Raw genomic sequence first — 24,307 nt, 5'->3', positions numbered from 1 at the left:
CCCGCGCATGACGAAAGGCGAAGCACTCGCCGTCCCGTGCAGAACGAAGACCCGCGTATGCCGCCGTCATGACGTTTGCTGACATGCCCCCCGGGGGGCAGCAGGCGCACGACGAAAACCGAAGCGACTACCATCCTTCTCCGAACAGGGACCGGCGTGGACGGCCGCCGCCATCATGACGGGCCGGCGTCCGTTCCAGCGTTCCCCCGCCTGCCGAGCCATCGCATCGAAACCTGCTCCCCTGGAGCGATACCCGATCAGGTGGAACCGCTCCGGTTCTCCTAGCCGGCCGTTCCACGCGCCGCATCGTGTTGCGCCATGGGCGCAACCTACGGCTCGATGCAGGGCGGAGGTGATGCGGGCCGACGATCGTCGGTCGAGCCCGTGGCGCAACGCATCGGATCGACTGTCTCGGGCGGATCCACCAGATCGGGTACAGCTCAAGGTACTGGTCACATCCCGGCATGCTCCCTATGCTCGCGGGCGAGCGGGCCCGCCCGTCAGCCCCGTCGCCAACAGCAAGCCGGAACCGACTCCATGAGCACACTCCCCGGTACCGCCGCCGCCCGCTGGGCCATCGCCCTGACGGAAATCCCCAGCGTGACCGGAACCGCCGACGAGGCCGGGTTCGCCGGGCGGCTGGTGGACCTGCTGCGCGCCAGCCCCCTGTTCGACGGCAGGCTCGGCGATCGATCCGGCGGCCGGCCCGGCGACGTCTGGACCATCCCCGTGCCGGGCGGGCGGCACGCGCGGGCCTGCGTCTGCGCGCTGCTGCGGGGCAGGGGGCCGCGCACCGTCGTGCTGACCGGGCATTTCGACACCGTGGGGATCGACGACTACGGCGACCTGTCGCCCCTCGCCTGCCGGCCGGAGGCGCTGAAAACCGCCCTGGCGGAACGGCTGCGCCGGGAGGCGGCGACCCCGGCGGAACGGCTGGCGTTCGCCGACCTGGACGGGCCGGACTTCCTGCCCGGCCGCGGGCTGCTGGACATGAAGGCCGGGCTCGCCGCCGGGCTGGCGGCGATGGAGGAGGCCGCGACTGATCCGGACTATCCGGGCAGCCTGCTGTTCCTGGCCGTGCCGGACGAGGAGGTCAACTCCGACGGCGCCCGCGCCGCCGCGGCCTCCCTGGCCGGCCTGGGCCGCGACCGGGGGCTGGAGATCGTCGCCGCGGTCAACCTGGACGCCCTGGTGGAGGACGGCGACGGCAGCGAGGGGCGGGCGGTGGCCCTGGGCACCATCGGCAAGCTTCTGCCCAGCGCCCTGGTGGTCGGCCGCGCGACCCACGCCTCCGACGCCTTCCGCGGCCTGGGCGCCTGCGCGCTGGCCGGCGCTCTGGCGGCCGAGATGGAATGGGCGCCCGACCTGCTGGAACGCACCCGGGGCGACAGCGGGGAGGAGGTCACCGCCGGGGTGACCCTGCTCGGCATGAAGGACACCAAGCAGGGCTACAACGTCACCACGCCCGAGCGGGTCTGGATGTTCTGGAACGTCATGACCCAGCGGCGCGGCCCGGCCGAGGTGCTGGGCATCGTGGCGCGCCTCGCCGGCCGGGCGGCGCGCGGCTTCACGGACCGGCTCGGCGAGCGGCACGGCACCCCGGCGGGCGAAGTGCCGGTGCTGACCTTCGACGTGCTCCGGCAGGAGGTCGAGCGCCGGGGACCGGCCGCCGCCGAAGCCCTGGCGGAGGCGGCCCGCGATGCCGCAGGGCGCGGCCTCGACCTGCCGGAACAGAGCCGGATCGTCACCGAACGCGCCTGGGACCTGAGCGGCCGGTCCGGCCCCGCGATCGTCCTGGGCTTCGCGTCGATGCCGTATCTCGCGACCAGCCTGGGGGAAGACCCGGCGGCGCGCCGGCTGGAAACCGCCTGCGCCGAGGCCGCCGCCGAAGTCGCCCGGCGCCACGGCACCACGATCCGGCTTCTGCGCTATTTCCCCGGCATCTCGGACATGAGCTTCCTGGGCCAGGCGGACGAGGCCGCCATCCCCGTCATCGCCGCCAACACCCCGCCCTGGGGCGCCGGCATCGCCTGGCCCGATGGTCCGGCGCTCGGCGGAGTCCCCATCGTCAACGCGGGACCCTGGGGCCGCGACTACCACACCCCGCTGGAACGCCTGTGCGTCTCCTACGGTTTCGACGTCCTGCCCGACCTGGTCGGCGGGATCGCGAGGCGGACGCTGGAGGACTCCGGTGCCGGATCTTTGCAGCGTGAATAGGGGAACCGGGGCGTGCCGCCGTTTGATGACATTCGCTGACATGACCCCGGGGGGAGCAGACGCACGGACACGTCGCCAGGCGCCGAGAATACCCCCATTTCTTCATGGTCTTCATGTTCTTCATGGCCGGGCTTGACCCGGCCATCCTCGCGCAAGCTTCACCACGGCAGTCTGCGCGTGGATGCGCGGGTCAAGCCCACGACTGTCCGGCACGTTTGTTGCCTGCCGCTCACAAGCCTGAATTCCAGGTGGAAACACCACTTTTTCGTCATGGCCGGACTTGATCCGGCCATCGTCTCGCAGGTCTCACCGAGGCTCCGTGGCTGGAGATGCCCGGATCAAGTCCGGGCATGACGATAAAGGGAAGATGAAGTATCCTGAGCATCAGCTTGGGGTTGATTGGCAATCGCCGTGCCGGACAGCCGCGGGTCAAGCCCGCGCATGACGAAAAGGGACGAAAAGCGAAGCACTCCCGGTGCCGCCGCCGTCATGACGTTTGATGACATGCCCCCCCGGGGGCCACCCCCGTCTCAGGCCTCCCGCGCCTTCGGCCGGGCAGGTTTCGACCTCGACGGCTTCGCCGCCTTGGCCGAACCGGACCGCCCCTGCGACGAGCCGCTGAAGCCCATGTCCTCGACCATCACGTCCTGGCGGCGCACGGTGCCGCTGACGGTCTCCTCGTGCTCGTTGCTGTGCCGGGTCAGGACGACTTCCTCGACGACGTGGGCGCGCTTGGCGACGACCGGCCGCTCGCGGGTCTCGGTCATCTCGATGGTGCGCTCCTCGAAGGCATGGTCCAGTTCCTCCGGGGTCAGGTCGCGATCCACCCGGCTGCGCTCGACCTCGACGCTCTCGCCGCGCAGGTTGATCGTCTGCTCGACCTCGCGTTCGCTGACCGTCACCTTCAGGCGCTTGCCGCCGGTGGTCCGCTCCTTGCCGACCTCCAGCTCCTCCTCGATCACCTGGGCGCGCTCCGCCTCTTCCTGTTCCTCTTCCTGCTCCGCCTCGGCCTGCTCCGCCTCGCGCGCCGCGCGCTCGTCCATACGCTCGGCCAGCGCCTCCGGAGTCAGCGCCCCGAAGCGGCGCATGACGGCCAGGGCGTCGTCCGCCCTGTCGTCGTCGGTCTCGGCGACCACCAGCGCGCCGCCCCGCTGCATCGCGTCGGCATAGCGCTGGGCCTGCCCCTCGTCGTAACCGGCCTCCAGCAGGCGTTCGGAAATCCCGTCCGCGGGCGCGCCCTGCAGGATCTCCATCGCCTCCTTGTCGAAACCGTCGCCGGCAAGCTCGCCGATCACGTCGGCGGCGATGTCGCCGTCTTCGAAAAGTCCGATGATCGATGTGGTCATTCCAGTCGCCCCTATGTCATTCGATAGCTGACGTCGAGCTGGCTCCAGCCCGACCACTTCGCACCGCACAAAAACATGACGGACCGCCCGAGGTTCCGCGGAACGGCCGGGGGATAAGGCATGCCGGTACCTGAACGAACGGGCTGGAACGGTCCGGCGGGACCGTGCCAGGATCGTCCTCCTGGGGATGACGGGAAGGGGAGGGAACGCCGCATGACCGCGGGAACCGACAAGCCCGGCGTGATCGCGCCGCCGCCGCTGCTGTTCGCGGGCGCCGTCGCGATCGGCTTCGCGATTCACCACTGGGTCGCCCCCGTAGGGTTCGGCCTGCCCGGCGGTCTCCGCCTGGGGCTCGCCGGCCTGCTCGCCGTCGCGGCCCTGGCGCTGGCCGCCGCGGCGATCCGGCTGTTCGGGCGGGCCGGCACCCATGTGGAGCCGTGGAAGCCGGCGACCGCGCTGGTCACCGGCGGGATCTATGCCCGCACGCGCAACCCGATGTATCTCGCCATGGCGCTGCTCCAGGCCGCGATCGCGCTCGGTTTCGACAGCGTCCCGGTGCTCGCCATGCTCGTGCCGCTGCTGCCGGTGATCCGGTACGGCGTGATCGGCCGGGAGGAACGCTACCTCGCCGCCAAGTTCCCGGCCGAGTATCCGGAGTACCGGCGCCGCGTCCGACGCTGGCTGTGAGCGTCCTCAGCCCGGCTTGCGGTAGGCCACCAACGAGGTCCTGGCGAGATGGACGAGGGGGAGCCGCTTCGACAGCTCGTTCAGGTGCCGGAACACGCCCGGCACCTTGGGCCGGTAGTCGTGCCACAGCACGATGCCGCCCGGCCTTACCATCCGCAGCGCCTTCTCCGTGTCGCTGACCACGTAGGAATGGGCGTGCGACCCGTCGACGAAGATCAGGTCGAAACTGCCGGCATGGGGTGCGTCATCCAGCGCCTTGCTGTCGCCGTAGAGCTGCTCTACCTTCCCGGCGGCTTCGGTACCCGTGTACAGGAATTCCGTGAAGCGGGATTCGCGAAGCGCGATCTCCCCATGCTCCTTGTCGTCCCTGTCGGACGCCGCGTAGGCCCCGTGCCCTTCCGGCGGCAGGGTCAGCGTGACGATCCGCGCGTCGGCGGGGCTGTTGCGCGCAAGGTGATAGGTGGTCTTGCCGGTGCAGGTGCCAAACTCGAAGATCCGGGTGCGGCGCTTCGCCAGCACCGACAATATCCAGCTTTCCAGGTCGGACACGCCGCCCACGGCCGGCCTGTCGCCCTGGCTGATGAAATGCACCTCGCCGTCCAGCCCCGGACCGAATTCGGTGGCGTTGAAGGCCGGATCGAACGCGCCGAGGGCGACGGTCGGGACCGGCCAGGGTCCGAAGACGGACCGGTTCTTGCGGCGCGCCCGCAGGGAAAGCAGGCGCCAGGCGAGCCAGGCGGCAACGAGGGTGACCGCCATGGCGTATGAAGCGATGAGTGGCATGAACCCTATGTACGACGGGCACGACAATATGGGCAAATCGAATCGAAAAGCCGCGCCCCCTCCCCGGGGGGAGAGGGCGCGGAGCCGGGCAGGAGATCACTGCGTCGTGGTGCCGGTCGCGGCACCCGGCGCGGCGGTGTCGGGCCGGTTGTTGAACGACACCATGCCTTCCTCCATCTCGAACTCGGGCAGGGCCTCCACGTCGGCCTGGGTCATGTTCGGCAGCAACAGGTCGTCGTCCTGACGGGTCAGCTCGGCCGTCGTCATGTCGACCGCGATCTGCTTCGCGCCGATCCCCAGGAAGCCGCCGCTGGAGATGACCAGATGCCGGGCCTCGCCGGACTGCGGATCGATGATCACGTCCTCGACCGAGCCGATGGACTCGCCGTCGCTGCCGCGGACCGTCTTGCCCATCATCTCGTCGACGCTGACCGCCGTCGTCATGCCCGTGGCGTCGGTCATGGTATCGGCCGGCTGGTCGCGCATCGCCTCGGCCGAAGTGTCGGGCGCCGTCCCCATCGCGGAGCTGCCGGACGGGGCTTCGACCGCCATGCCGGGAGCGGTGGTCGCCGGATCGGCCGGAGCCGTGCCTTCGGTGGTCTGTGCAAGCGCGGGGCCGGCAAGAAGAGCAAGGATGGACGCGGTGCAAAGAATGGACGAACGCATGGTGACCTCCTCAAAGCTGTTGTCAGCACGTTGCTTTCGGGAAGATAAACGACCGAACGCCAGTTTCAGTGCCATATCGATTTGAAAATTTAGTCGGGATTAAAACGCGGTTTCGTGCGTAGCGGGTCCATCGCTGCAATGCCGCACGATATCATCTTCATTTCCGCAGCGAATATCAAACGAATATTCCCTACCCCTTGCCATGGGGAAAGGCGGGACGGGAGCGGCGCCTGCCTGTTCAACAGGAAAGGGCGTATCACCAACCGAAAGGAACGACGCTTCATGAGATCCGCACACCAGGTCGCCCGGCCGTCGCCGCGCCAGCTCAGCCGCCAGCTCCGGACGGAGAACGACCCCCGCCTGCGCCGCCGGCGCTGGATCGTCGGCCTGTCCTGCCTGGGGGCGACCATGGGCCAGATCGTCGGGCTATACCAGGTCGGCGTGCTGCGCCGCCTGCCGGACCCGCCGGTGGACATCTTCGATTCCAGCGGGGTCGATGCATCGGACTACGCCTATCGCCGCATGCAGACGCCGGACGGCCTGATGATGGTTGCGACCTACGCCGTGACCGCCCTGCTGGCGGGAGCCGGCGGGCGGGACCGCGCCCGGACGGACCCGTGGCTGCCGATCGCGCTGGCCGCCAAGGCGCTCTACGACGCCGGGGTGACCGTCAAGCTCGGGCGGGAGGAATGGGCCGACAACCGGGCGCTCTGCGCCTATTGCCAGACCGCGACCGCCGCGTCCTTCGCCTCGGCGGCGCTGTCCCTTCCCGAAGCCGTGGAAGCGCTGCGCGGGTTGGGACGAACGGACTGACCGCGCCGCCCCATCCCGGGCCGAGGGCGACCCCGCTCAGCGGGACAACAGCTCGGCCGCGATCAGACGTCCCTCCTCGCCGGTGCCGCCCGATGCCAGGGAGCGCCCGGCGCGCCGGTACCAGTAGCCCGCATTGTCCAGGTCGCCCTCGATCCGGTGGAGCCACGCGTGGATCCAGGCGGCATCGGCCCCGTCGAGCCCCTGGACGATGCCGTGGGCCTGTTCCCATTCGCCCCGCAGGCCGTGCCTGATCGACTGGAGCGTCGGGGGAAGATCGGCCGGCGCCGGTTCCCGATCGAGCGACGCGATGAAATCCTGTTCCGTCGTCCTTGCCATCTACCTTTTGTCCTTATGTCCTCGACGTCTCCGCCCGGACCCGATTTTCCACCGATCGCCGCAAGTGGTCAACCGAACGCCAAGCCGGCCGGCCGGATCGGGCCGCAGGTCAATCCAACGCCAAGGGGGATAGGCCGCAGGCGCCCGGCGGCGCGGTCCCGGGCCTGGTGGTCAACCGAACGCCAAGGCCGGGAGCCCGTCACGGCACGAGTCCCGACCGCCTTTTCGCGATTCAACGGTAAATATCCGGAGCGGCGCCGATTCGCACGGCCGGCGTTGGCCTTTGGTTGACCTGAACCGGGCCGGGGTTGGCCTTTGGTTCACCTCGCCGTGGCTGCGGTTGGCGTTTGGTTCACCTCGGTCCTGACTCGCCCCGGAGTCGCGTTGGCGTTTGGTTGACCTGCGGGAAAAAGATCTGGCGTTTGGTTGACCTGGGCCATTCACCATCTGGACGGGCGGTCCGCCGGTGGCATGATGCATCCATGAGGAGGACCCATGAGTGAAGGACGCCAGTTAGGCCTGTTCGACAGCCCCTTGCGCGGGGATGTCAGCAATGACCGTCGGATGATGGTCTGGGGCTTCTTCGCGCTGGATACCAGCCGCAAGTCGATGGACCCCATCATCTATGATGACGGCCTGCGCCGGATCGAGGTCAAGCCGAGCTATTCCGGCATGGCCAACGTCGTGGACAAGGACTTCATCATCTATATCGCCAGCCTGATGCGCGAGAAGATCGACAAGGGAGAGCGGCCGGCGCAGAAGTTCACCTTCACCGCCAACGATTTCTGCCGCGTGTCGGGCAAGGTGGTCGGCGGTTCCGCCTACGAGCAGATCCGGGAGAGCATCGACCGGCTGCAGGGCACCCAGATCAAGACCAACATCGAGACCGGCGGGGAGGGCGAGGACGCCTGGTTCTCCTGGATCTCGAAGGCCAAGATCAACTACCGCACCACCAAGGACGGCAAGAAATCGATGCGCTCGATCACGGTCGAGCTGTGCGACTGGCTCTACCGGGCCATCCTGCACGACGACATGATGCTGACCTACAATTCGCGCTACTTCGAGCTGGCCCCGCTGCCCCGGCGCATCTACGAGATCGCCCGGAGCCACATGGGCGGCAACGAGGGGTTCCGCATCAACCTGGAATCCCTGAAGACCCATGTCGGCGGCTCGACGCCGCTGAAGGGCTTCAAATACCTGGTCAAGCAGTTGCTGGAGGCGGACAGCCTGCCCGACTTCGGCATCGCGCTGGCCAACCAGAAACGCCTGGAGGCCGGTCCGCTGGACGGCTCCGAACGCATTCCGCTGAAGGATGTCGCGGTCATCTTCTGGCGCCGGTCGTCCGGCCGCCCGAGCGATTTCGCGGCGCTGCCCTTCTGGAATCCCGAGCTGTGAGGTCCCGGAACCAGGGACGCCGGAAACAGGGGAACGCAGGGATGACATAGCGAAAAAGGAAAGGCCCGCCTGCCAGGGCGGGCCCTCCCCCGAACACAAGCGGCGGACGGATCCGCTTACCTGTAGCCTAGACACCTGCAGAGTAGTCGAGTCCGGTCCCGTCTGACAAGCGGAAAGCCTGCCAGGGTTTTCCGCAACGCAGAGGGTACGCCCGCCGCGGACACCAACACTCCGCAGGGACATCATGGGTGCTCACTCCGTGGGCAGCCGCTGGGGAACCGTCGCCGCGTCGGTCATGCGCCGGCCCGGCCTCTCCGTGGCTGCCAAAGCCGTCTATGCCGCACTCGCCACCTATGCCGACCGCGTCGGCTGGATCTGGGTGCGCCAGGAAACCATCGCTTCCGACCTGGAGCGCTCGCGCGCCTGGGTCCACGCCGCCATCGCCGAACTGGAGGCGCAGGGCCTGATCCTGCACGACCGCCAGTATATCGAGGGCCGCCAGCGGGCCAGCCGGTACCGGCTGCAGGACGGCATGGCCCGCCGGGCGGAAGCCGGGGACGGCACGCGGCCGGGGATCGGGACGGCTGCCGAGGTGTCGGAAGGTCCTGACGCCGCTGTCGAGCCCGCTGACACGAGTCATCACGACGAATCAACGGACTCTCGCAAGGCGGGTGCGGGCGAGTCGGCGCAGCCGGTTCGGGAAGCGGCCCGCCCGGTCGCTGCCGACTGGGTGCCGACCGGGGCAGACGTGGCCTGGGCCCGGACGCGGCACCCCGACCTGGACGTGCTGGCCTTCACCGAAAGCTTCGTCCTGTCCTGCCAAGCCAAGGGCTACCGCTACGCCGACCCGTCGGCGGCGTGGCGGCGCTGGCTGCTCGAACCCAAGGGCGGCCTGCCCCTGCTCAACTCCCAGAACGCCTGCCCCCAGAACGCCCGCCGATCCCCGGACCAGGAGAGCTCCCATGGAAACCGCACGCATGAAACCGTCACGCCAGCAGGCCGGCAACGTGGTGACTCTCGCCGCTTCCCCTCCGAAAGCGGGCGCAAACCCCAGGTCGCTGCCGGCCGCGGACCGGACCCGGACATCGCCGACCGCAATCGGGAACGGGCGGCTGCCTGCCTGGACCGACTCCTGGGCCGACGAGCCGGCGATCCATCTGCCGGACATGCCCGCTGAGGTGGTCGACGCCCTGCCGGAAGCCCTGGCGCGGGCCAGGGACGATCTCGCGCCCGGCGATCCGGCCGAAGTGCTCGCGGCCGTGACCACGCTGGCATCCCGCCGGGGCTTCCCGCTTCCCGACGACATCGCGCTGGAGTTGGACATCGAGGTGATGGCGAGCTGGCCGCGCGACCTGTGGCGCAAGGCGTTCCGGGCCGTGTGGGAGCAGTTCTCCTACCGGCGGCTGCCCGAGCCGGCCGATTTCCGGCGTCATATCGCGGCCGACCTGGAGGAGCGCCGCGCCCGGCTGGACCGGCTGGAATCCCTGCGGCTTAAGCTGGAAACCGTCCGGCTCAAGCGCCAGTGGGACGAGGAGGCGCGCATCCGGCGGGCGGGGGCGGGATGGCAAGGCCAATAGGAGTTGACCGCGGCGGCGGGGATCCTCGACATGCGGTCCGCCAGCCGGTCGTGCAGGGGCGTGGTCGGGATCGCGTTCAGCATGCCGACCCTGGAGCCGACGATCATGCCGCCGCGAGCCCCGTGTTTCCTGTCCTCTATCTCCTGCGGGAGACGGCGCGCTTGATCCTGGCCCAAAGCCCGGCGATCCGCCCCGGCAACCCGGCGCCGGCCGGCTTGCGGATCGCGAAGACCGGTTCGGCCGGTATCCGCGCAGGGGGAGCGGTTTCGGCGGGCGGCTCGGTCCGGGGCTCCGCCTGCCGGGGGCCGAGTCCCCAGAAACGCGCGATCCGGTACGTCGAGGAGATCCCCGCATCCAGGATGAACTGCCCGGCGACGCCCAGCGGCTCGTCGTCCTCCCCCGGACCGATCGGGGTGCCGTGGGCCATGCCGTCGATCTCGTACAGTTCGACCACGGCCCGTCCGTTCCGGTCGTGCAGGACAAGATGGCGCTGCCCGGCGACTTCGCCCTCCCGGGCGGGACCCGGCGCGCCGTGCAGACAGGCCCACTGGTTCGCCAGTTCGGCCGCGTTCATCGCGGCGACGGTCCGGTCGGCCGTGCCGTGCCAGATCGAGAGGACGGGCCAGGGACCCTCGTGGCCGGAAGCCTGCCGGACCAGTTCGCCCCATTCCGCCGGAGACTTGGCGCGGCCGCGGAACATCGCGCCCAGCGCCTCGCGCAGTCCGAGCGCCGCCTTGTAGGGCAATCCCGCGATGACGCCGCCGCCGGCGAAGGTCTCGGGATAAGTCGCCAGCATGACCACCGCCATGGCGCCGCCGGCCGACAGGCCGCTGACGAAGGTCCGGGAAGGGTCGGTGCCGTGGACCTGCCGCATCCGCTCGACCATGGCGCGGATCGACGCGGCCTCGCCGGCGTCCCGCTCGATGTCGCCCGGCTCGAACCAGTTGAAGCAGCCGCCCTGGTTGTTTTCCCGCCGCTGTTCGGGATAGAGCAGGGCGAAGCCCCAGCGTTCGGCCAGGCGCGACCATCCCGCGCCCTCGTCGTAGCCGGCGGCGGTCTGACCGCAGCCGTGCAGCACGACGACCAGCGGCGCCCCCGCTTCGAGTCCGTCCGGCACGAACTTGTACAGGACCAGATTGCCGGGGTTGGGTCCGAAACCGTCGTCGCGGGCGAGGCGGCGGGCGGTCTCCCGACCCTGTTCACCGTCCCGCCCCGTCCCGTCGTCCTGTCTCAGCACGGTTTCGCACCCTCTCGCTGGTCATGGCCGATCCATAGCAGCCCGACCCTCAACAGGATGCCGTACCGATGGTCGCACCGTGACTTTCCCAGCCCGCCCGTGTTGGCATTCCCGCGGGTCCGCCCTCCGGCGGACCCGCCGTTCAGCCAATTCACACGGGAGGCCGCCATGGCCGATGAGAACCGGACCGAAGACAAGAACCAGCCCGCAGGCGGCAAGCCGGACGCCGGCAAGGCCGACGGCAGCAACCAGAAGGGCGGACAGGTGAACCAGGAGGTTCAGGAGGAAGCCGCGGAAGAACGCAAGGAAGGCGGCTACCAGTAACCGCCGACATTCAACGGCCGTCGCTTTCCGTCCAGCGCGCCATCAGCGTGTTGGACGGCAGGGCGGGATCGACCAGCTTTCGCGCGCTCTCCACCCCCGCCACCGGCAGGCCGTCCGGCTTGAGCACGCCGATCTGCACCAGGACGGACGCCTGATCCCAGTAGATATGCTCGTTGTACAGCTTGTCGCCGCGGAAGTTGATGATCGCGATCAGCGGAATCTCGACATATTTGCCGGTCGGCGGGATGCCGGGCAACATCCAATCGATCTCGCGGTCGTGGGTGAAACAGAACAGCATCTCGTCCACCACGCGATCGGCGCCGACAGTGCGCGAGATCGGGATCAGCCTGGTGTCGGTCGGGTTCCCGTGGACGAAATGATTCGAGTAGAAGCGGTGAAGCTGCTTGTAGCCGTACCCGCCCGTCATGGTCGGGATATGGTTGACATAGGGTTCGGCCACCATGGTCGACATGGTGGCGTCCACGTCGCGGGTCGCGAACTCGTATTCGCAATGCTTGTCCCACAGCGCCGACAGGTCGTAATGCGGCCCCATCGCCTTGCGCAGCATCGCGATCGAGCGTGAATGCGCCATCAGCGCCGCCGGCTTGTCGAAGTGCGGGCCGGGCCGGTTGAACGCGTGGCCGGCCTGCGGGTAGACGAAGACCTCGATATCCGGCCGGCCCGCGAAGGCGGCGCGGATCTTCTCGATCACCTCGGGCGGGGAGATCCGGTCGGCTCCGCCGAAATGCAGGGTAAGCGGGCAGGCGATGCGGTCCGCCTCGTCCAGCAGCTTCTCGATGCCCCCGCCGTAATAGCCGACGGCGGCATCCACGCCGCAGCCCGCGGCGGCGAGATAGGCCAGGCGGCCGCCCAGGCAGAAGCCCACCGCCCCGACCGCCTTCCCGCCGTCGGGTCCGGCGACCTCCGGCATGGCGCGGGCGGCGGCGACGGTGGCGCCGATGTCGCGCACCCCCTGGTCCAGGTCGAAGCGTTTCATCAGGTCGAGCGCCTTTTCCCGGTCGGCGCCCTCGTAGCCGAGCTCCACGTCCCGCTCCAGCCGCCAGAACAGGTCCGGCGCCAGCACGACATAGCCTTCCTCGGCATAGAAGTCCGCCACGTCCCGGATATGCGCGTTGATGCCGAAGATCTCCGGCAGCAGGATGATAGCCGGGCCATGGCCCGCGGCCGGCACCGCCTTGTAGGCCCGGAACCGCTCGCCGTCCTCGGCCTCGATCTCGATGAAACCGCCCATGTCCGCCCCCGATCGTCAGTTGGTCGAACGGTCTGTCTATCCGGTCGCGGCCGGCACGCCAATAGCGGGGTCCGCTTTTTCATAGTCGATCGGCGTCGCGTGCCAGCCCTCGGCGCGCCTGGCCCAGAAGCGGTCGCGCAGCAGGACCGAGATCGGTCCCGGCCGGTCGTTGCCCATGATCCGGCCGTCGATGCGGGAGGCCGGCATGACGCCGCCGGCCGTGGTGCAGGCGAAGATCTCGTCGGCGTCGCGCAGCTCGGCGGCGGAGACGGGCCGGACCTCGCACGGGATGCCCAGTTCGGCGCACAGCTCGATCATGGACAGCCGCGTGATGCCATCGAGCGCGCCCCGGTCCGGCGTCGCGACGCGGCCGTCGGTGATGCTGAAGATGTTGAAGCCGGCGCCCTCGGTGACGTTGCCGTCGGCGTCGAGCAGCACCGCGAAGTCGGCACCCTTGTCCAGCGCCTCGAACTGGCCGCGGGTGAGGTCGCCCCAGTGGAAGTTCTTGACGCGGGGCTCGACCGATTCCGGCGGGATGCGACGGGTCTCGGCGATCATCAGGTGGAGCCCGCGCTCGCACATGTCGGCCCCCGCGACCGAGACCCAGGGCACCGCGAAGGCGGCGATGTAGTTGCGAGCATAGGCCGGATGCCGGGGCATGCCCGGGGCCGGGACGCCGCGCAGGCAGTCCATCGCGACATAGGCGGAGCGCAGGCCGGACAGGCGGACGAGCCGTTCCAGGATCTCCTTGATCTGGTCGTCGCTCTCGGCCGGCTTCATGCGGAGGAAGTCCATGGATGCCCGGAAGCGCCTGACATGGTCGTCCAGGCGGAAGAACGCTCCCTCCCAGACGCCGACCACGTCGTAGGTCACGTCGGAACGGCGATAGCCCCAGTCGGTCAGCGGGATCGAGGCCTGCCCGACGGGCATGTAGCGGCCGTCCACATAGGCGGCGCCGGCGGCGTAGGGGGAGGGGGAATCTTCCGTCATTTCGGCTCCTTGTCGTACAGTCGTATCCTGCGGCAGCAGAAGCCGGCATGACAATGTCCTTCGCATCGCCGGAATAATGCCGCAGCGCAGCACGGAGGGGATGGTGCGGCGGATTGCCGCCGGGTAGACTCCTCCCCGGCAATCCGGGAAGCGAAGGGGAGGCATCGACCATGCGGGAGATCAACCAGACCATAGGGCAGACCGGTAGCCCGGCTGACGGGCAAGTCGAAGTGCCCGAGAAGGACATTCCGCTCCGCGACGACATCCGCCTGCTCGGGCGCATCCTGGGCGACACGATCCGGTCGCAGGAGGGCGACGCGGTGTTCGACTTGGTCGAGGGCGTCCGCCAGACTTCCATCCGCTTCCACCGCGACCAGGACCAGGCGGCCCGGCGCGAACTGGAGGACCTGCTGAACGGCATGACGCCGCGGCAGACCACGCGGATCATCCGCGCCTTCAGCTATTTCTCCCACCTCTCCAACATCGCCGAGGACCAGCACCATATCCGCCGGACCCGCGCCCATGACCTGGCCGGGTCGGCGCCGCGGCCCGGCACCATCGGCCATGCGCTCGGCCGGGCGCAGGAGACCGGGATCGGGATCGAGCGGCTGGAAGCCTTCTTCAGGGAGGCGCTGGTCTGCCCGGTGCTGACCGCCCACCCCACGGAGGTGCGCCGCAAGAGCTCGCTGAACCGGGAGATGGACCTGGCGCAGCTCCTGGCGGAGCGCGAGCGGGGCCGGATGACGCCGGAAGAGACCGAGGCCTGCGACGAGGCCATGCGCCGCGCCGTGCTGACCCTGTGGCAGACCAGCCTGCTGCGCTGGACCAAGCGCACGGTGATCGACGAGGTCCAGAACGGCGTTTCCTTCTACGACCAGACTTTCCTGCGGGAGCTGCCGCGCTTCTACGCCCAGCTCGAGGACCGGCTGGCCACGCTGCGCCCCGACCGGCGCCCGGCCGAGGTGCCGCCCTTCCTGCGGATGGGGAGCTGGATCGGCGGCGACCGGGACGGCAATCCCTTCGTGACCGCCGACGTGGTCGCCCGGACCATGCGGCTGCAGAGCACCCGGGCGCTCGCCTTCTACCTGGACGAGGCCCACGCGCTGGGCGGGGAGCTGTCGCTGAACCGGCGGAACGTCACCGTCTCCGACGCGCTCCGCGATCTGGCGGACCGGTCGCCGGACCGTTCGCCCAACCGCCAGGACGAACCCTACCGCCGCGCCCTGACCGGCATCTACGCCCGGCTGGCCGCCACCGCGCGGGCGCTGGGGCAGGCCGAGGTGCTGCGCCACGCGGTCGGCGAGGCGCCGCCCTATGCCGACGCCTCGGAGCTGAAGGCCGAACTGGACGTCATCCACGACTCCCTGACGGGCAACGGGTCGGAGGTGCTGGCCCGCGGCCGGCTGCGCCAGCTCCGCTACGCCGTCGCGGTGTTCGGCTTCCACCTCGCCAGCCTGGACCTGCGCCAGAACTCCGACGTGCATGAACGCACGGTCGGGGAACTGCTGGAGAGCGCCGCCCCGGGCACCGGCTATGCCGGCCTCGACGAGGAGGCGCGCATCGCCCTGCTGCTGGAGGAGCTGAAGACCGCCCGGCCGCTGGCGTCCCCGTTCATCGACTATTCGGAGGAGACGGCCGGCGAGCTGGCTATCCTGCGCATGGCGGCCGACGCGCACCGCAGGTACGGCGCCGCGTCGATGCCGAACTGCATCATCTCCAAGGCGGACGGCGTGTCGGACATGCTGGAGGTGGCGCTCCTGCTGAAGGAGGTCGGGCTGCTCCGGCCGCTCGGCGGCGCGCTGGGCGTCAACATCATCCCGCTGTTCGAGACGATCGGGGACCTGCGCAATTCCACCCGGATCATGGACCGCCTGCTGTCGCTGCCGGCATACCGGAGCCTGCTGGAGAGCCGCGGCCTGGAGCAGGAGGTGATGCTGGGATATTCCGACAGCAACAAGGACGGCGGGTTCGTGACGTCGGGCTGGGAGCTGTACAAGGCGGAGATCGGTCTGGTCGAGGTGTTCCGCCGGCACGGCGTCCGGCTGCGCCTGTTCCACGGCCGGGGCGGGTCGGTCGGGCGCGGCGGCGGCCCCAGCTACCAGGCGATCCTGGCGCAGCCGGGCGGCGCCGTGCAGGGGCAGATCCGGATCACCGAGCAGGGCGAGACGATCTCCGGCAAATATTCCAATGCCGAGGTCGGCCGCCGCAACCTGGAGACCCTGGCCGCCGCGACGCTGGAGGCGACGCTGCTCCACCCCGACGCCGCGGCGCCCCGCGAGGAGTACCTGGCGGCGATGGAGGAGCTGTCCGGTCACGCCTTCGAGGCCTACCGCGACCTGGTCTACGGGACCCGGGGCTTCGAGGATTACTTCTGGGAATCGACGGTGATCACCGAGATCGCCAGCCTGAACATCGGCAGCCGGCCCTCGTCCCGGAAGAAGACCCGCAGCATCGAGGACCTGCGCGCGATCCCCTGGGTGTTCAGCTGGGCCCAATGCCGGCTGATGCTGCCGGGCTGGTACGGCTTCGGCTCGGCGGTCCGGGCCTGGCTCGCCGACCATCCGGGGGACGGGCCGGACGGCGGCATGGCCATGCTGCGGTCGATGCACCGGGACTGGCCGTTCTTCCAGACCCTGCTGTCGAACATGGACATGGTGCTGGCCAAGAGCAACATCGCGATCGCGTCGCGCTACGCCGAACTGGTCACCGACCCGGACCTGCGCCGCACCGTCTTCGAGCGTATCCGGGCGGAGTGGCAGGCCTCCATCGACGCCCTGCTGGCGATCACCGGACAGGACGGCCTGCTCCGGGGCAACCCCCTGCTGGCCCGCTCCATCCGGAACCGGTTCCCTTACCTGGACCCGCTGAACCACGTGCAGGTCGAGCTGCTGCGCCGCCACCGCGGCCGGAGCGAGGAGGAATACGTCCTGCGCGGCATCCAGCTGACCATCAACGGGATCGCCGCGGGGCTGCGGAACAGCGGGTAGGAACGGCGGCGGGGAGGACGGCTCAGGTGTAGCGGATCAGCAGGACGAGGCGGGCCGAGGAGATCGGCTGCATGGCGCGGTGGAAGGTGTTGGGGTCCTCGGCGAAGCCGTCGCCGGGCTCGCCGGTGGCGACCACGACCTGGCCGGGGCCGTAGTAGCGCATCAGCTCGGCCTCGCTGATCGTCGTGCTGGGCCGGAACAGCATCGACACCTTCTTCCTGCGGTGGGAGCCCAATATCGTCGCATGCGCCCCGTCCAGGTCGTCGTTCCCCTTGAGGATGTAGAAGAACAGCGATACCGAGTTCTTGCCGATCACGTCGTAGTGCCAGCGGCTCGCCAGGTCGATGTCGTTGTGCTGGGTGGGCGGCAGGTTGGTCGGGAACGACCAGCGCAGCGACGCCTCGATCCCTTGCGGGTTGAACCCCAGGACCCGCTTGCCGAGCAGCAGGAGCTTCGGGTCGTGGGTGATCCTCCGGACCGCCTCGCACCGGTCCAGGTCGACCGTCTCGGCGACGGCGACCGGCTCGCCGCTCGGCAACCTGCCGCCCGCGACCGCTTCCAGCGGCACCCCTTCCCTGGCGCCCCAGGGCTTGACCGGGGTGGTGGTGCCGAACTCGGCCAGCGCGTGCCGGAGGTCTTCCGGCAGCCGGAGCCCAAGGGCGAGCCCGTCCCGCTTGACCTGCAGGGCGACCTGCTCGACGTCCATCGTCGTGAACAGGGAGGCATTCTGTCCGCGGGGATCCAGATGGTCCTGGTTGGGGGCCGCGATCTGGTAGAGAGTGGACATCAGGCCCTGTATCCGCCTGACGGATCCGAAGCGCCCCAGCGTTCGCTGAAGGCGTTTCTCCTTGATGACGGCGTTCAATCTCGAAGGTTTCACTGTTACGCACCAGGGTTGAAGCGGTTTCAGACGAAAGTAAGAGAAGCGCCCGCCGCCGGAAAGCGACGCTAAGGCGCTAGTCCATAAAATTTTACCCAAATGCGCCATGCATGGCGCAGCAGCCCGCCGCGGTCGTTCCCAGGTTCCGGCGGACCTTGCGGTAGGCACCGACCACGTCATGGGAGAGGGCGTCGGTTTCCAGCGAGCGCAGCATGTCGCCGACGGTCCTGCCCCCCTTCACCACGATCTCGGCAGGGGCCTCGACCAGCAGCCCGGCGCGCCCGGCGTCCTGCATCCAGCTTTGCTCCTCCTGGATAGCCTCGGCGGCCAGGGCGGTTGCCTCCTCGGCGCAGGCCTGGACGAGCCAGCCCTCCATGCCGGCCGGAAGCCGGTCGAGCACGGCGGATTTCGCCAGCAGCTCGGTCGCCAGCCCCGGCGAGAAGGCGCCGAAGCGGACATAGCGGAGCCCGGCGTCGCCGAGCCGCCGGGCGGGGCCGGCGAGCAGCGGCGGCACCTCCGCCGCGACCGCCTCGCCGTTCACGACGGCGCCCAGGGCCGCCGCCGGGGTCATCGGCACGGCGTCGAACCCGAGCCGCTCCCAGACGGCGGCGGAGCCGGGGCTGCAGGCGATCCTGCCCGCATCGGGCCAGGCATGGTCCCGCACCGCCATCCCGCCGGCCGCGACCTCGCCGGTGAACCAGACCGCGAGGCCGGAGCGTCCGGCCTGGTCCTCGCGGACGCCCCGCCCCGGCGACGTGTTGCGCCAGACCCGGATCTCCGGCGCCGTCATCCCGAACATCTGCATGCCGAACAGGGTCCAGGCCGGCGGCGCCTCGGGCCACAGGTGGGCGGCCGAGTGCCAGGCGTCGACGGGGATGCGCGCGATGTCGTCGAGCGCGGGCAGGCTGGCGGTCCCGATATCCACCAGCTCGACCGCGACGGACCCGGCGCTCAGCCACCGGATACGCTGGGCGAGGCGCCGGGTGGAGAGGCCGAGCAGGTTGCCGTAGAGCGGCCACGCCGCGCCGAGGCGAAGGCGGTGGACCGGCGTTCCGCCCATCTCCTCCCCCGCCCGGCCCTGGGACAGGACCGCGGACGACGCGATCGGGACCAGGCAGGCCATGCCCCCCGCCTTGGCGCCGGCCTTCAGGCCGGCTTTCAGGAAGGAGCGCCGGTTGATCCCCGGGTCCGTCGTGGGCGGGGGCTTCATGGGCTGGCGGCCAGCGGCATGCCGCGCGGCGTCCGTTCGCGGCGCCAGCTGGCCAATCCTTCCATCCGGCCCCGCAGGGTCGCGCGCCAGCGGTCGAGGGCAAGGCGGCGGTCGGAGCGGGCTTCCAGCGCCAGACAGAGCAGTCCCGGCGCGTTCCGCGTCCCGCAGGCCAGCGACCACGCCAGCAGCGCCGCCCGCCGGACGGGCGGCAGGTGATTGAGCAGCAGGAAGGTCTCGTTGTGGACGGCGTCGCTGACCGCCCGCGCGTTGAAGCTGTTGCGCCTGTCGTAATCCTGGCGCGGCGCGGGGAAGTGGTCGACCAGGATCGCCGGGTCGTAGACCAGCTGCCAGCCCCGCCCGATCAGGTCCAGGCCGATGCCCAGCTCGAAATGGACCTGCGCGCCGGCTCCCTTCAGCCGCCGGTCGAATCCCGCCTTGCGCAGCAGCCCGGTCCGGTAGGCGCAGTTGACGCCCTTCAGCACCTGGACCCGGCGAGGGCCGCCGCATCCCAGATGGTGGTTGCCGACCACGCGGCCCCACCACTGGACCAGGCCGACCTTCTCGTGCAGGCCGCCCGGCTCGCCCAGTTCCCCCGGGATCAGGTCGCGCCCGCCGACGCCGCCGACCTTCACCGATTCGGCGAAGGTGCGTTCGATCCGCTCCAGCCAGTCGGCATGGGGAACCGCGTCGTCGTCGGTGATGGCGACGACCTCGCCCCGGACATGGTCGAGTCCGGCCGCCATGGCGTGGATGACGCCGGGCTGGTCGACCAGGATCAGGTCGGGCGGCGTGTTCGGGGCGAACAGGGGGGCGAAGCGCCGGACGGTATCGATGGTCTCGCCGTCGCCGTCGCGGGCGACGACGACGATCTGGTCGGCCGGGCGGCGCTGCCGGGCGAGGCCGGCCAGGCACCGGGCAAGGTCCTGCGGGCGCCGGTAGGAGGGAACAAGGACGCTGATCTTCATCGTGGTCTTCATGGTGCGGAGGCTCCGCGGCTGGAGGATCTGGCGGTGGAGGATTGGGAGGCCCAATGCCGCTCGGCCGCGATCGAGAAGCCGATGAAGCTCCAGAACAGGGTGCCGATGAAGCCGGTCAGCATGTTCGTGAAGACCATCTGGACCAGGATCGACAGGGCCACCGATTCCGCGACCGTGACGAAGCCGTCCTGGCGGCTCCAGCGTCGCTTGAAGGTGGCGGTGACCAGCAGCGCCACGCCGGACAGGTACAGGGCGCCGCCCAGCCAGCCGAGCACGAACGGCACTTCCAGCAGGCCGCTGTCGATCACGCCGAGCTCGCCCATCTTGCCGTTGTTGGAGATCTTGGTCGCGACGCCGGTGGCGCCGATCCCCTGGCCGATCGGGTTGGACAGGGCGTCCTCGACGAAGGTCTGGAAGAAGTGGACGCGGTCCTTGAAGCTCTGGTCGTCCTGCGCCTTGTCGCCGATCATGCTCTCGATCCGGGTCGTCACCGTCTTGGAGACCTCCTCGACCGACAGCAGCGGCAGCGACAGGACGACGGTCAGCGCCACGGCCGCGATCAGCTTGGCGCGGCGGGACATGTCCATCTTGGCGAGCATGATGAACAGGCCGGCGCCGAAGCCGATCCAGGCGGCCCGGACCAGCGACAGCAGCAGCGCCACGATCGCCGGGATTCCGGCCAGGAAGGGCAGGCGCCCGCGGGCGCCCAGCACGATCAGCAGGCTGACCGCCAGCATGTTGGCGTAGGGGCCGGGGGAGTTCAGCGTGCCGAAGATCCGCACCTCCATGGGCGCCGGCCTGCCGATCGAGTCCATCTGCACGACCCGCATCCAGAACGCGTCCCACGGCGCCAGGAAGAAGAACTGGTAGATGCCGTAGGCGCCGAGCACGGCCGCCCCCATCAGGAACGCCTGCTCGGTCGAGACCTTCAGCTTCTCGTAGCTGCGCCAGCTGAAGGCGATGTGGATGCCCATGACCACCGGCAGGACCCAGTTCAGCACGTCGAACGAGGCCGGGCTGAAGCCGGCGTTCATCACGCCGACCGGGTAGGCCAGCGACAGCGCCACCAGGATCGGCACGAAGGGGAACATGTCGCGCTGGTTGAGCCGGGGCAGGAACCGGATCACGGTGACCAGCATCAGCAGGCTGACCACGTAGGGCGCCAGCATGATCGGGCTGAACTCGGTCCAGCCCGACTTGAAATCGACCACCCGGCGCACGAACGGCGTCAGGAACCAGATCCACCAGAGATGGACAAGGTAGGCCGCCGGAAACCGCACGAACAGGAAGGCGCCGATCACGAAGGCGAGCGGCGTATAGAAGAACCGGGTGGCCCCCGTCAGCCCCGCCGCGCAGGACAGCAGCACGATGGCCCAGAAGCCGCCGACGAAGAACAGGCTGACCGGCACCGTCAGCTTGAGCTGCCGGTCGCGCCGGGCCCTGGGTGAACCCGGGGGCGGACCCTGGGGAGGAACCATGCTGTACGCCGTCATTCACCGCTTCCCGAATATTTGCAGGCCGATGCCATCGCCGGACCGGGCGACGGCACGGTCTCTCGAATATCACAGGCGGAGTGTCCGGACGGGCGAGGAAAGAAGATTAGTCCGAAGAAGAAACCGGCCGGAACGCCCGCGGAGTCTTCGGGATCATACGACAGGTCGGGCCGGAGACTTGGATGATCGGGATCACCCAAGGATAGGCCCCCGTCCGAGCGTACCGAAGAAAATAATCAGTTACTCCTTCGCTCCTCCTTTCGCTCCATCCGTCGCTTCCCCGACATCCCGGAAGGGTGGACCTTGGCGTCCCGGAAGGCCCCTCCGATGAGGATCTGGCGGCATTTGAGGCGATTGCCCTAGCCTCCGGCGTCAGATTCCAGTCACGACCCGGGTGTTTCCTTCATGACCTTGTCGCATCCTGCCGTCGACGCGCCCGGCGGCCGTCAGCCGCTGTCGCTGGTTCCGCCCGCGCGCGTCACCACCCTGCAGATCGGCATCGGCTGGTTCCCCGAGACGCCGGGCGGGCTCGACTGCGTCTATTACAATCTCGCCCGCCATCTGCCCGACCAAGGCGTCGACGTCGTCGGGCTGGTCGCCGGATCGGAAGGCGTCGCCCGCAGCAGCGGCGGCCGGGTCACCAGCTTCGCCCGCCACGACGACGACTGGAAGGTCAGGATGAAGGCGATCCGGGCCAGGGCCGGCGGGATCCTGAAGTCCGGCGGAGCCGACCTGATCGCCAGCCATTTCGGTCTCTACAGCCTGCCCCTGTACGACCATCTGCGCAAACATCCTTTCGTGATGCACTTCCACGGCCCCTGGGCGCTCGAATGCGCCGCCGAAGGGGGCGGGTTCCTGGCGCAGCGCAGCCGCTGGCTGATCGAGGCGGCGGTCTACCGCAATGCCGACCGCTTCGTCGTCCTGTCCGACGCCTTCGCCCGGCTGCTGGAGAACCACTACCGCGTTCCCGGCGACCGGATAGACGTGGTCCCCGGCGGCGTCGCCGACAGCTTCTTCCAGGAGAACGCCACACCGGCCGAGGCGCGCCGGCTGCTGGACCTGCCGTCGGACCGGCCGATCCTGCTGACCGTCCGCCGCCTGTGCCGGCGCATGGGCCTGGAGGACCTGATCGACGCCATCGGCGACCTGCGCGAGGCGGTTCCCGACGTGCTGCTGCTGATCGGCGGCAAGGGTCCGATCGAGGCCGAGCTGAAGCGCCGGATCGCGGAGCGCGGGCTGGACCGCCACGTCCGCATGCTGGGGTTCATTCCCGATGCCGAACTGCCGCTCTACTACCGCGCCGCCGACCTGTCGGTCGTGCCGTCGGTGACGCTGGAAGGCTTCGGCCTGGTCGCGGCGGAATCCCTGGCCGCCGGCTGCCCGGCGCTGGTGACGCCGGTGGGCGGGCTGCCCTCGGTCGTGGGCGACCTGTCGCCGGGCCTGGTGCTGGAGGACGGAGGCCAGGCCGGGCTGGCGGACGGCTTGGCCGCCGTGCTGCTGGGGGTCGTCAAGGTTCCCGACCGGGTGGCGTGCCGCCACTACGCGCTGGACCGGTTCCAATGGTCGCTGGTGGCCGAGCGCACCTCCCGGGTCTATCGGAAGGTGCTGGGAGGCGGTCGATGAGCGCCGCCCACGGGGCGATTCCCGGAGCCCTGGCGGGGCCGTGGATGCTCGACGGGCGCGACGCCATCTACGGCATGGTCGCCGGGGTGTCCAACGCGATCCCGGTCGGCGTGCTGCGCGGCACCGGCACCGTGTCGGTCGCCGACAAGGGGGCGATCGGCGACGGCGCCAGCCATCCCCTGTCGGAGGTCTTCCCGACCCTGGACGCCGCCCGGAAGATGTATCCGTTCGCCGCCACCCTGCGGATGGAGATCGACGAGGCGGCGATCCGCCTCGCGATCCTGGAAGCCGAGGCGGCGCGGCCGAAGAAGGCGGTCTACCTGCCCGGCGGCCGGCGCTACCGCGTCGGCGGCACCCTGACGCTGGACCAGGTGTCGATGTTCTCCGACGCGGTCGGGACGACCCTGGTCTGCGCCGACCTGGGGCCGGGCAGGCCCTGCGTCGAGCTGACCGGCGACTCCAACCGGATGAACGTCCGGCCGTATCTGCGCGACCTGACCATCGAAGGGCCGGGGCGCCCGGCCAGGGTGGGGGAAAGTCCCGCCGAGTGCGACGGCGTCCGGATCGGCCGGCCGGGCACGAAGACCGCGCCGCAGCTGGAGCGGGTATTCGTCAGCGGGTTCCGCAACGGCATCGTCATCGACCAGGATGACGGCCATATCATGATGTACAGCGTCGCCGCGACCGACAACTACTACGGCCTGCATCTGGTCAGGACCAACGGCGACACGAAGATGCTGAATTGCCAGTTCGGCGGCAACCGGTTCGCCGGCATCGGCTGCCGGCCCGACGCCGGGCTGGGCGGCGGCTTCGCCTGCTACCAGACCACGTTCGGCTTCCAGCCCTACGGCATCTACCAGGAGCCGGGGCCGGGGCGGAACAACCTGCTGACCGACGGAATCATCCATGGCCGGTTCGAGGCGCTGGGCAACGGGGCGATCGTCTCCGACGCGACGGCGTCGGGCGAGAACCCGATGGTGTCCGGCATCCGGATCGTCGGGACAGGCTTCAACTGGGACGATTCCTTCAGGATCGCGTCCCGGCCGCGCGACTATTGCCTGAAGCTGCCCTTCGTCCAGGGCATCAACACCATCGAGATGGACAATTTCCCGTTCACCCCGGGCGCCAAGGGAATGATCCATGCCGGCGACGGGCAGGGACGGTTCCGCCTGATCTTCTCCGGCCGGGCCAAGCCCGAGCCCGACTGGAAGCTGGTGGCCGGCAACGACTACACCGAGGGCCTGACCCGCGTCAGCGTCCGCGACACCGTGAACACGGTCGAGCTGGCGGTCCCCGCCGGGGCGCGTTCCGCCTCCACCCGGGTTCAGACCAACTGCTACGCCGCCTCGTCGCGGGGCATCAACCCGCAGGCCACGCCGATGGGCGATCCCGGCGGCTCCTGGTGGATCGCCACCGCGGAGCAGGGCGCCTTCACCGAACTGACCGTGCGGCTGTCCGCGCCGGCCCCGTCGGGCGGTGTGCGGTTCCGCATCCTGGTCACCGACAAGGACTGA

At 69.6% G+C, this 24,307-nt stretch carries 21 protein-coding genes; 10 read left to right on the top strand and 11 right to left on the bottom strand.

What is annotated here, in order from left to right; genetic code table 11:
• The first annotated feature begins 537 nt into the window (after positions 1–537).
• Entirely contained in the window at positions 538–2,217 is a 1,680-nt protein-coding gene (locus tag IGS68_RS33260) for a M20/M25/M40 family metallo-hydrolase (RefSeq protein ID WP_201083098.1), read from the top strand.
• 530 nt (positions 2,218–2,747) lie between these two features.
• Here the strand turns inward: IGS68_RS33260 and IGS68_RS33255 are convergent.
• Positions 2,748–3,563 (bottom strand): YsnF/AvaK domain-containing protein, encoded by an 816-nt coding sequence (locus IGS68_RS33255; protein WP_201083097.1) that lies wholly within the window; start codon positions 3,561–3,563, stop codon positions 2,748–2,750.
• A 213-nt stretch (positions 3,564–3,776) separates the two neighbouring features.
• Here IGS68_RS33255 and IGS68_RS33250 point away from each other — a divergent pair, with 213 nt between their 5' ends.
• Positions 3,777–4,250, top strand: coding sequence for a methyltransferase family protein (locus IGS68_RS33250; protein WP_201083096.1), 474 nt, complete (start codon positions 3,777–3,779; stop codon positions 4,248–4,250).
• A 6-nt stretch (positions 4,251–4,256) separates the two neighbouring features.
• Here the strand turns inward: IGS68_RS33250 and IGS68_RS33245 are convergent, their stop codons facing one another.
• Positions 4,257–5,033: an O-methyltransferase gene (locus IGS68_RS33245; RefSeq protein ID WP_201083095.1), complete on the bottom strand. Its 777-nt coding sequence runs from the start codon at positions 5,031–5,033 to the stop codon at positions 4,257–4,259.
• Between the two features lie 96 nt (positions 5,034–5,129).
• Positions 5,130–5,699, bottom strand: coding sequence for a PRC-barrel domain-containing protein (locus IGS68_RS33240; RefSeq protein WP_201083094.1), 570 nt, complete (start codon positions 5,697–5,699; stop codon positions 5,130–5,132).
• A gap of 282 nt (positions 5,700–5,981) precedes the next feature.
• On the opposite strand from IGS68_RS33240, the gene IGS68_RS33235 reads away from it, so the two are divergent.
• On the top strand, positions 5,982–6,512 hold the full coding sequence (locus IGS68_RS33235) for a vitamin K epoxide reductase family protein (RefSeq protein ID WP_201083092.1): 531 nt from the start codon (positions 5,982–5,984) through the stop codon (positions 6,510–6,512).
• Positions 6,513–6,548: 36 nt separating this feature from the next.
• Here the strand turns inward: IGS68_RS33235 and IGS68_RS33230 are convergent, their stop codons facing one another.
• Positions 6,549–6,848 carry a hypothetical protein gene (locus tag IGS68_RS33230; protein ID WP_201083089.1) on the bottom strand — a complete coding sequence of 100 codons (300 nt, stop codon included), beginning with the start codon at positions 6,846–6,848 and terminating at the stop codon, positions 6,549–6,551.
• A gap of 495 nt (positions 6,849–7,343) precedes the next feature.
• Here IGS68_RS33230 and IGS68_RS33225 point away from each other — a divergent pair, with 495 nt between their 5' ends.
• From IGS68_RS33225 to IGS68_RS33215, 3 genes are all read left to right on the top strand, one after another.
• Positions 7,344–8,243, top strand: a complete 900-nt coding sequence (locus IGS68_RS33225; protein ID WP_201083087.1) for a replication initiator protein A — start codon at positions 7,344–7,346, stop codon at positions 8,241–8,243.
• 244 nt (positions 8,244–8,487) lie between these two features.
• Positions 8,488–9,420 carry a helix-turn-helix domain-containing protein gene (locus IGS68_RS33220; RefSeq protein ID WP_201083085.1) on the top strand — a complete coding sequence of 311 codons (933 nt, stop codon included), beginning with the start codon at positions 8,488–8,490 and terminating at the stop codon, positions 9,418–9,420.
• Entirely contained in the window at positions 9,410–9,820 is a 411-nt protein-coding gene (locus IGS68_RS33215) for a hypothetical protein (protein WP_201083083.1), read from the top strand. Before IGS68_RS33220 ends, IGS68_RS33215 begins: the two co-directional genes overlap by 11 nt.
• Before the next feature lie 136 nt (positions 9,821–9,956).
• On the opposite strand, the gene IGS68_RS33210 is transcribed toward IGS68_RS33215, so the two are convergent.
• The gene (locus IGS68_RS33210) at positions 9,957–11,057 is read right to left on the bottom strand and encodes an extracellular catalytic domain type 1 short-chain-length polyhydroxyalkanoate depolymerase (RefSeq protein WP_201083081.1); all 1,101 of its coding nucleotides are present in this window, start codon (positions 11,055–11,057) and stop codon (positions 9,957–9,959) included.
• 168 nt (positions 11,058–11,225) lie between these two features.
• On the opposite strand from IGS68_RS33210, the gene IGS68_RS33205 reads away from it, so the two are divergent.
• Positions 11,226–11,381, top strand: coding sequence for a hypothetical protein (locus IGS68_RS33205; RefSeq protein WP_201083079.1), 156 nt, complete (start codon positions 11,226–11,228; stop codon positions 11,379–11,381).
• Positions 11,382–11,391: 10 nt separating this feature from the next.
• Here IGS68_RS33205 and IGS68_RS33200 read toward each other — a convergent pair whose 3' ends face one another.
• Positions 11,392–12,633, bottom strand: coding sequence for a dienelactone hydrolase family protein (locus IGS68_RS33200; protein WP_201083077.1), 1,242 nt, complete (start codon positions 12,631–12,633; stop codon positions 11,392–11,394).
• Between the two features lie 36 nt (positions 12,634–12,669).
• Positions 12,670–13,623 carry an aminotransferase class IV gene (locus IGS68_RS33195; protein WP_201083076.1) on the bottom strand — a complete coding sequence of 318 codons (954 nt, stop codon included), beginning with the start codon at positions 13,621–13,623 and terminating at the stop codon, positions 12,670–12,672.
• A gap of 170 nt (positions 13,624–13,793) precedes the next feature.
• Between IGS68_RS33195 and ppc the strand changes: the two genes are divergently transcribed.
• Positions 13,794–16,610, top strand: a complete 2,817-nt coding sequence (gene ppc, locus IGS68_RS33190; protein WP_201083075.1) for a phosphoenolpyruvate carboxylase — start codon at positions 13,794–13,796, stop codon at positions 16,608–16,610.
• A 22-nt stretch (positions 16,611–16,632) separates the two neighbouring features.
• Here ppc and IGS68_RS33185 read toward each other — a convergent pair whose 3' ends face one another.
• The 4 genes from IGS68_RS33185 to IGS68_RS33170 form a co-directional block, all read right to left on the bottom strand.
• Complete coding sequence (locus tag IGS68_RS33185; protein ID WP_201083074.1) at positions 16,633–17,397, bottom strand: hypothetical protein; 765 nt, start codon at positions 17,395–17,397, stop codon at positions 16,633–16,635.
• Positions 17,398–17,581: 184 nt separating this feature from the next.
• On the bottom strand, positions 17,582–18,700 hold the full coding sequence (locus IGS68_RS33180) for a hypothetical protein (protein WP_201083073.1): 1,119 nt from the start codon (positions 18,698–18,700) through the stop codon (positions 17,582–17,584).
• A complete protein-coding gene (locus IGS68_RS33175; protein WP_247881502.1) occupies positions 18,697–19,677 on the bottom strand; it encodes a glycosyltransferase family 2 protein in 981 nt (326 codons plus the stop codon). The genes IGS68_RS33180 and IGS68_RS33175 overlap by 4 nt, the downstream gene beginning before the upstream one ends.
• Positions 19,674–21,170: an O-antigen ligase family protein gene (locus tag IGS68_RS33170; RefSeq protein WP_201083072.1), complete on the bottom strand. Its 1,497-nt coding sequence runs from the start codon at positions 21,168–21,170 to the stop codon at positions 19,674–19,676. Before IGS68_RS33170 ends, IGS68_RS33175 begins: the two co-directional genes overlap by 4 nt.
• 405 nt (positions 21,171–21,575) lie before the next feature.
• Between IGS68_RS33170 and IGS68_RS33165 the strand changes: the two genes are divergently transcribed.
• On the top strand, positions 21,576–22,793 hold the full coding sequence (locus tag IGS68_RS33165; RefSeq protein ID WP_201083071.1) for a glycosyltransferase family 4 protein: 1,218 nt from the start codon (positions 21,576–21,578) through the stop codon (positions 22,791–22,793).
• Positions 22,790–24,307 carry a hypothetical protein gene (locus IGS68_RS33160; RefSeq protein ID WP_201083069.1) on the top strand — a complete coding sequence of 506 codons (1,518 nt, stop codon included), beginning with the start codon at positions 22,790–22,792 and terminating at the stop codon, positions 24,305–24,307. Before IGS68_RS33165 ends, IGS68_RS33160 begins: the two co-directional genes overlap by 4 nt.

The organism is Skermanella sp. TT6 (assembly GCF_016653635.2).
GTDB classification, from domain to species: domain Bacteria; phylum Pseudomonadota; class Alphaproteobacteria; order Azospirillales; family Azospirillaceae; genus Skermanella; species Skermanella cutis.
Note: the sequence above shows the minus strand (reverse complement) of the source record. Positions and strands in the feature narration are given on the sequence as shown.